The organism is Paraburkholderia sp. CNPSo 3076 (genome assembly GCF_026343935.1).
In the GTDB taxonomy this organism is placed as follows: domain Bacteria; phylum Pseudomonadota; class Gammaproteobacteria; order Burkholderiales; family Burkholderiaceae; genus Paraburkholderia; species Paraburkholderia nodosa.
Genome location: NZ_JAPMAL010000087.1, coordinates 1 through 7,124 on the forward strand (window position 1 = coordinate 1; position 7,124 = coordinate 7,124).

6 protein-coding genes and 4 pseudogenes are annotated in these 7,124 nt (G+C 59.1%); 8 read left to right on the forward strand and 2 right to left on the reverse strand.

Going from position 1 to position 7,124, the window contains the following annotated elements; translation table 11 throughout:
• The 5 genes and pseudogenes from M3A49_RS41610 to M3A49_RS41630 all read left to right on the forward strand — a co-directional run.
• Nucleotides 1-275: transposase (locus M3A49_RS41610; RefSeq protein ID WP_266233925.1), on the forward strand; the 275-nt coding region annotated here is incomplete at its 5' end.
• A 107-nt stretch (nucleotides 276-382) separates the two neighbouring features.
• Nucleotides 383-691: pseudogene (locus M3A49_RS41615) on the forward strand (transposase); the annotation flags it as partial.
• A gap of 776 nt (nucleotides 692-1,467) precedes the next feature.
• Nucleotides 1,468-1,818, forward strand: a pseudogene (locus M3A49_RS41620) (transposase); the annotation flags it as partial.
• Nucleotides 1,819-2,086: 268 nt separating this feature from the next.
• Nucleotides 2,087-2,360, forward strand: a pseudogene (locus M3A49_RS41625) (transposase domain-containing protein); the annotation flags it as partial.
• 439 nt (nucleotides 2,361-2,799) lie between these two features.
• Complete coding sequence (locus M3A49_RS41630) at nucleotides 2,800-3,045, forward strand: hypothetical protein (RefSeq protein WP_154678241.1); 246 nt, start codon at nucleotides 2,800-2,802, stop codon at nucleotides 3,043-3,045.
• 60 nt (nucleotides 3,046-3,105) lie between these two features.
• On the opposite strand, the gene M3A49_RS41635 is transcribed toward M3A49_RS41630, so the two are convergent.
• Together M3A49_RS41635 and M3A49_RS41640 are read right to left on the reverse strand one after the other, a co-directional pair.
• On the reverse strand, nucleotides 3,106-3,927 hold the full coding sequence (locus tag M3A49_RS41635) for an IclR family transcriptional regulator (RefSeq protein ID WP_254319227.1): 822 nt from the start codon (nucleotides 3,925-3,927) through the stop codon (nucleotides 3,106-3,108).
• Nucleotides 3,927-5,117, reverse strand: a complete 1,191-nt coding sequence (locus M3A49_RS41640; RefSeq protein WP_028209172.1) for a M24 family metallopeptidase — start codon at nucleotides 5,115-5,117, stop codon at nucleotides 3,927-3,929. The genes M3A49_RS41635 and M3A49_RS41640 overlap by 1 nt, the downstream gene beginning before the upstream one ends.
• A gap of 342 nt (nucleotides 5,118-5,459) precedes the next feature.
• Between M3A49_RS41640 and M3A49_RS41645 the strand changes: the two genes are divergently transcribed.
• From M3A49_RS41645 to M3A49_RS41655, 3 genes and pseudogenes are all read left to right on the forward strand, one after another.
• Nucleotides 5,460-6,344 (forward strand): EamA family transporter, encoded by an 885-nt coding sequence (locus M3A49_RS41645; RefSeq protein WP_028209171.1) that lies wholly within the window; start codon nucleotides 5,460-5,462, stop codon nucleotides 6,342-6,344.
• A gap of 12 nt (nucleotides 6,345-6,356) precedes the next feature.
• Nucleotides 6,357-6,827 (forward strand): annotated as a pseudogene (locus M3A49_RS41650) (transposase); the annotation flags it as partial.
• Between the two features lie 87 nt (nucleotides 6,828-6,914).
• Nucleotides 6,915-7,124: transposase (locus tag M3A49_RS41655; RefSeq protein WP_133185892.1), on the forward strand; the 210-nt coding region annotated here is incomplete at its 3' end.

Consider the following 7,124-nt stretch of genomic DNA (forward strand, 5'->3'; position numbering starts at 1 on the left):
TCTCCGAGATGCTCGAGCAGTGGTGTACCAACGTGATGCGCTCCAAGGTCGAACCCATGAAGGAGGTTGCGCGCATGATCCGCAAGCACTTCGACGGCATCGTCGCCTGGACCCAGACGCGTCAGACCAACGGCTTCCTGGAGGCTCTCAACGGCCTGTTTCAGGCCGCCAAGCGACGCGCGCGCGGTTACGCCAACCTCACTACCATGCGCACCGTGCTATTCCTGATCGCCGGCAAGCTCGACTTCACTTCGATCAACCAGCATGCGGCATAACCCACTCAAATCTCAACAGAGCCTCTTTAAGGCAATGCTGATCAAGTCTACCGTTCACGACTGTCACGCGTTATAGCGTGAGCATGCAACGGCGAAAGCAAAAAACGATGAAGCAACTGACACTGGCGATGGCTGTCGATCAATGCGCGGGATTCGGGGCGCAGCGCAAACCTACGCGACGCGAAGTGTTTCTCGATGAGATGAACACGATCGTGCCGTGGGCGCAGCTGTGCGCGGTGGTGGAGCCGTTTTATCCGAAACGCGGCAATGGTCGCCCGCCGATTGCGCTGGAGCGCATGTTGCGAATCCATTTTGTGCAGCACTGGTTCAATCTCGCCGACCTTGCATGCGAAGAGGCGCTGTACGACAGCCTCAGCCTGCGCCGTTTCGTCGGCATTGACCTTGCTGTACGACCAGCAGTTGCCTCTCCAGACATGCGTAACCGGTAACGGTTGGGTGTGAAGCTCTGGAGACAACGCGCCTCGCGACTGACGGTTCACCCCGGCGACGGGGGATAGATCGACACTGCCAGCCGCCGTGCGGTGTGAGGTGCCAGGCAAGTTGTGCATGCGCAACATAAGTGAACTGTTGATAAACCTCGTTAGTACGAATGGGCCAAAGCGGCTGTTAGGCCCTGACCAAAAGGTGTGCAGCCGGTTGCTTCCGTCTTGTCAGGGAGTACGTCGTCACAAGGGCTGCCGGGGGAGAGACAGGCGCTAGACAGACAGGGAACATTCGGGTCGGCAAGGATGGGAACGTGGTAAGCCCAATTGTCCGCCCACGCTAGTTTTTTTGGGGGGGCAAAGGCAGGTGACTCGCAAGGGAAACTGTTGGACAAGTGGGTATGAGAACGCGGAAAAAGCGAAGGGTGGTCGGTAATAGGCCACATAGGGGTTCAAAATTTGCCCTGATCTGAAAGGATGCAGACTTCCGCGTGGTGCAGTTGTCGTAGGCCTACATTTGAGATTCCGCGCAGGGCAGCTTGTGAGTAGCCGGACATGTTCCAGGTTCAGCGCCCTTGCCCTCGGTAGCGAGGTGAATCAACGATGTGACGCGTACGAAGGTCGTATGCAGTGCCGGTGCGACCGGCGTCAGTACGACGCTTAATGCTGTGCTCGAGCCGTATGCGGGGACAGCCCGCAAGTACGGTTCTTCGGGGGCCCCGCTGCCGAGAGGCAGGGGGCTACCCAATCATCCGCTGCCACAGTTGCTGCACGGTGAGGAGCAACGCGTCTACGGTGACAGCGCATACGCGAGCCAGAAAGCACTGATTCACAGCAAGGCTCCGAAGGCACGTGACTTCACCAACAAGCGCACGCGTCGCAAGGACGTCGTCGACGAAGTGGCGCGGCGCAAGAACCGCAACAAGTCGAAGATCCGTGCCCGGGTCGAGCATGTGTTTGCGGTCGTGAAGCGGCTGTGGGGCTTCACGAAGGTTCGTTATCGCGGGCTGTCGAAAAATGCCAATCGCGCCTTCGTTGCGCTCGCGCTGGCCAATCTTTACATGTGGCGAGGTCGCTCGACAGCACAGGTGCGCCCGTAGAGGGCCAAAGACGGGCGGCAAGCCCGTGCAGGGCCCCTCAAGGAGCCCAACATGAGCAGGAATGCTCGCTTTTACGGCTGTTATTCGCGATCTCAAAAGTTTTCACATGCCTTGGTCGCAACCCGTTGTGTTTACACGGCTTGATCAGCGTAGCCCTAATGCCGGCCTGCCCGAAAGACATGCTCCCGACGCCCCTATCCCGGAACCCGCACGATACGCCACTTATATGGTGCGTGCGCGCCGGGAGGCGCGCACGAAGAGCATGCCAGATAACAACATCGCGGAGAACGTGCCGCGTTGTGTAAGCCTGGGTCGGAAAATTTTTTTATTCGCCGGATCAGACAGCGGCGGCGAACGGGCAGCCGCGATGTTACGCACGGATTGGCACTTGCATACTCAATGACATCGATCCGCGTGCCTACCTCGACTATGTGCTGACCCATATCGCCGGTCACAAAATCAATCGCATCGACGAGCTCCTGCCTTGGCATGTCGCCGACAAGCTACACACGCCAGGCAGTCCGCCAGATGCCGCTACCTGACCGGCCGCTCCAGTACACCATCATGCTTTACGCGCTCGCGAAAGGGCGAACGGCCCAACTGAGCCGCTTACGGCGAGGACGCCCTGCAGCGCTGACATCCTGCACAGCGAGCGTCGGCGTCACGCCGAACAGACCAACCTATGCGCGCACCCGCTCTTCACGAACACGCCGCTCGAACATTGGCATCAACGTCGCTTCGATCCACCCCATGCCATCCGACTAGCCAGTACGGCCAGCGGGTGACGCAAATCGATCATCGCTGGAGGCGGCTGCGGAAGAAATCGGGCGTGCTCATCGGCAGTTCTCAAGCCCGGAAGATATGTCCATTCCATTTTGATTCTGGGAGTCTCGCAACCCCTGATCCACGCCCATTCCAACTCCCCGTCTGGCCCCACGCCATTCTGCAGACCGAGTACGTACACGCCTTTGGCAAGACGTCATGCTTCGATCGCAGCATGCCACTTCCGCACAAATCCAGTGTCGAGGCGGCGGCGCTAACGCGCAGGCAAGCTCTACCAGCGGCGGCGTGCAAAGCACGAATCCAAAGGTGCATCGGATCGCCGCCTTGCAGCGTGTATGGTTGATTCCATCTCTTGACTTTAAGCCCTTCCAAAAGAATTTGTTTTCGGAGTACAAGCTCACATTCAAGAATGTAGAAGCCATTTGCGCCAAAATGTTGAACTGACGAGTTCGACATTAAGACATTAAATTAATTTTCGACCCACTCATGCTTCTGTCCCAGCCGTCATCCAGAACGGAACCCGCAGTTGCGCGTAATCCGACTCGCTGCACCCAGTATCGCGCTGATCACATCTTTCAGATCGAGGTCGGGGCTGAAGTGCATTGAGTATGCGACGCTGATCGCTGCCCGCACCTGTCCGCTGACGTCTCCGACGGGAGCGCCAACTGACGAGATGCCCTCGACCTGTTCGTCCTCAATCAACACATATCCGTCAGTCCGGATCCTGTGCAAAGACGCGACGAGTTGCTCCGGGTCAGTAATTGTCTTGGCCGTGCTCTGCTCCAGCGGTTCCGTTCGGAGCAGTTCCAGCGCCTTCTCGTCAGGAAAAGACGAAAGGATAGCCTTACCGATGGCCGTGTTGTGCAAACCAATTGGCGACCCGGGAAGCACCCTGACGGTGACCGGTCTCTTTCCGTCGATACAAAGCAAGTACATCGGGGTCTTGTCCTGGAGTACTCCCAGATAGCCGTCGATGCGCATGCTGTCCGCCAAGTGCTGGAGTTCTTTGCGGGCCTCGAGCAGCAGCGTGTCCCGAGCCATCAGCCCTGCGCCCATATTCAGGGTTTGATACCCAGTACTGTACTGCCTGGTCACAGGGTCGCGCCGCAAATAGTGCTTTTCCGTCAGCGTGTTGAGCAGACGTTGAACGATCGCCGGACTTAGCCCGAGCTGACGCGATATCTCACGGGTACCCAAGGGTTCCTGCGACGCATTGAGCAACTCCATTACGTCGAGGCCTCGTTCAAGTGACTGGATCTTCATTGAGATCTTGTCTATACGAAGGTTGATGGCCTGCAAACAGCCGGTGTGAGTCTGCTGATCCATTACTTTACCTGATAGAGCTCCCGCGATGAACAGGTCAGCAGTTCGTGCCCGTCGTCCGTAATGATAGCTGTATCTTCAACCATCATGCCGCCCCAACCGAGCTCGTAGTACGGAGTCTCTACGCAGAACACCATGCCGGACTCAAGCAGCACGTCGGAGCCGGGAGCGATCGACGGAAATTCATGGGATTGCAAGCCGATACCGTGTCCGCAGTGATTCCGCTGATATTCCGGCAAAGCGCCTTTGCGAACGGCATCAATAGCGATGTTGAAAATGTCGCTAACCAACGCTCCGGGTCGCAATGTAGCAATTTGTGCCTGTTCGCCCGCCAGCAACGCCGCGTAGCGCTGAGCCTGTTCGTGAGACGGCGCGCCGACAGTCAGCGTGCGCGCCATGTCTGAGCAATACCCATTTACTGTACAACCGATGTCCATGCGCACGAGATCCCCGGCTTCGAGGCGTTTGTTGCGAGCATAGGCGTCAACGCGGGAACTGCGCTCGCCTGAAGTCACCACGACGAAGCGCGGGATGCCTCCCCCTCGAACGATAGTACCGGTGATTTCGTGTGCAATATCGAGCTCGGTGACGCCAGCGCGGACCATCGGCACGACGGATTCGAGTGCCCTATCAGTAATGTGTGACGCGTGGCGAAGAAGGGCGAGCTCGGCTGGCAACTTCGTCGCGCGCGCGCGCTTCAGCGACGGTGCCCCGTTCTGGAAGGCTGCCTGTGGGAACTGCTGCCAGATTGCCCGCGTCAGCCTTTCGTCCCGCGTATCGAGGCCGGCTCGTACCCCACGGAGATCAAAGCTTCGCAAGGCGGACACCACCGTATCGACGTAATTTGCGCCTTGCGCGGGCATGTCCGCATAGCTCGCGACTCCCGCCGTTGCGCCCACATAGAAGGTGCCATATCGCCAGATGCAGGAGGCGTCATCCAATTGCTCGAGAGCGGCAGCTGCGTCGCTCGCGCCCGTAATCAGGACCACTCGATCGCGTGTGGCGATCGCTGCCTGCGCATACGGTCCGGCATCCTGGAGGATGCTTCGATAGCCTGTCAGGTAGCCCACGTGAACGGGGTCCATGGTGATGATCACGTCAAGCTCTGGCGCGGTCGAGAAGAATTTCACCCTGCAGGCAGCGGCCAGGTCGGCGGTTTGTTGCTCAAGAAGCGCCAGGTCGGTGTAGCTCATCGGTTCCTCCAGTTAAGGGCTTGATGCAAGCATGAGGGAATAAACTTCGGAGACACAATCCCCGAGGAGCATTAGCCCAATGAGGCTGATACTGAAGTCATGCCATACCAGCGCCAGCATCAAACTTTGCCTCCACTGAGAGCCAATGAAGGGCGACGCCACAACGAACATCTTTATTTTCGCCTTTCCCTAATCCCGCTCATTGACGGTGATCAATTCTCACGACCATTTTGCCAGGTACTATCGTCTCCGTCGTTCAATTTCCGTGAGCTTCAGGAAGATCCATCGCGAGATTCCACGCGTGCAAACCCAGCGACGCACGTCGCTTCGCCTTTGTCTCATATGCTAACCACTCGTTCTTCGGACAGACCTGCGTCGGCCTCACCGGATCGGCTTGCCAACGTCGCAGCCCTGTTCGGCTTACTGTCCATGCTTTGTGTGCAGTTTGGTGTCGCACTGTCCGTGCCGACGATGGATGCGTTCGGTACGTTCAGCACGATCTGGCTCAGGCTTGCATGGGCGGCCGTCATCCTAGCGCTCGTCGTGCGTCCAAAGCTGCATCGTTACTCCTGGAGACACTGGGTCGCAGCTGGCGCACTGGGCATTGCAATGGCCGGGATGACGTTGTGCTTGTTCTCGGCAATCGAGCGAATACCGATTGGCCTGACAGTTACGATCGCCTTCCTGGGCCCGCTGACGGTCGCCACGGCCAGCGCGCGGCGACTGCGGACCTTGGTCTGGTCGCTTCCCGCGGCTGCCGGCGTGCTGTTGCTTGCCCATGACTCCGCAGGGTGGATCGGCGACCCCATAGCCATGCTGCTCGCCGCAGGCGCCGGGGCCGGTTGGGGAAGCTACATCGTATTGGTGAAGAAAGCCGGCACGCTCTTCAACGGACTCGAAGGCCTGTCAGTATCGCTCATAGTGGCTGCCTTGGCGGTCACGCCGTTTGGGATCGCTGAGAATCGTTTGCATGTCCCTCCCCTGCAGTTGGCCACGACGGCTGGGCTCTCGCTACTTGTACCGCTACTGCCCTATGCATTGGAAATGGTGGCTCTAAGGCACATGCCCGCCGCTTCGTTTGGCATTCTGATGAGCCTAGAGCCGGCGATCGGTACACTAGCGGGCTTCGTGGTGCTTGATCAGGCGATGACAGCACTGCAACTCGCGGGCACTGCGCTCGTCCTCAGCGCGAGCGTCGCCGTGACTGTTAGACGACCTCAAACTTGAAGTGGAACCGCCGAGGTAAAGTTCGCGACCAAGACTGAGATTGCTCTGCAACAGATGAAAACGCTGCTGGCCTCTGGCGCGCCTAGGTATTGCGTGTTAGCGGATGCCGGCTACGGGGTGGATAACGCGTTTCGCCAGCGTCTGAGCGATCTGGGCTTGCCCTACGTGGTCGGTATCACCTCGGCGGTCGTGGTCTGGCCGCCGGCGGTGCCGCGGCGCACGCGCAGTCGACAACCGGCGAACGTCAAGGACCTGGCGCATTCGCTGCCTTCTGCCGCCTTCCAGACGATCAGTTGGCGCGAAGGTTCGAACGCAACGCTCAGTGGACGTTTTGCAGCCGTGCGTGTGCGTCATGCCGGCGGCAATAGCGGCAAGGCGCGTCTGCGGCCCGAGCAGTGGCTGCTCATCGAGTGGCCACCTGGAGACGCTGACCCATTGAGGTACTTCCTGTCGACCCTTCCGGCTGACGTTGCACTGGAAGAAAGAGGTGGCCGCGCAAAATCGGACAGCGGGATAAGTGGAACGGCCGGGGCCTGAGCCAGCGATAATGCAGGCAAAGGAACCGAGGAAATGACGAAACGAACCCGACGCACGCACTCAGCGGCGTTCAAAGCGAAAGTGGCCCTGGCGGCAGTCAAGGGCGAGCGGACGCTGGCCGAACTGGCGCAGCAGTTCGATGTGCATCCGAACCAGATCACGGAATGGAAACGGCAGTTGCAGGAGCGCGCGGCCGACGTGTTCGGTGCGGCAGGCCCGGTGTCTAGCGAGCCACCGGTAGAC

Excerpts from the sequence above, each read along its gene's own strand:
- M3A49_RS41645 (WP_028209171.1), top strand. The coding sequence starts at position 5,460 with ATGCTAACCACTCGTTCTTCGGACAGACCTGCGTCGGCCTCACCGGAT.
- M3A49_RS41630 (WP_154678241.1), top strand. The coding sequence starts at position 2,800 with ATGCTTCGATCGCAGCATGCCACTTCCGCACAAATCCAGTGTCGAGGC.
- M3A49_RS41640 (WP_028209172.1), bottom strand. The coding sequence starts at position 5,117 with ATGAGCTACACCGACCTGGCGCTTCTTGAGCAACAAACCGCCGACCTG.
- M3A49_RS41635 (WP_254319227.1), bottom strand. The coding sequence starts at position 3,927 with ATGGATCAGCAGACTCACACCGGCTGTTTGCAGGCCATCAACCTTCGT.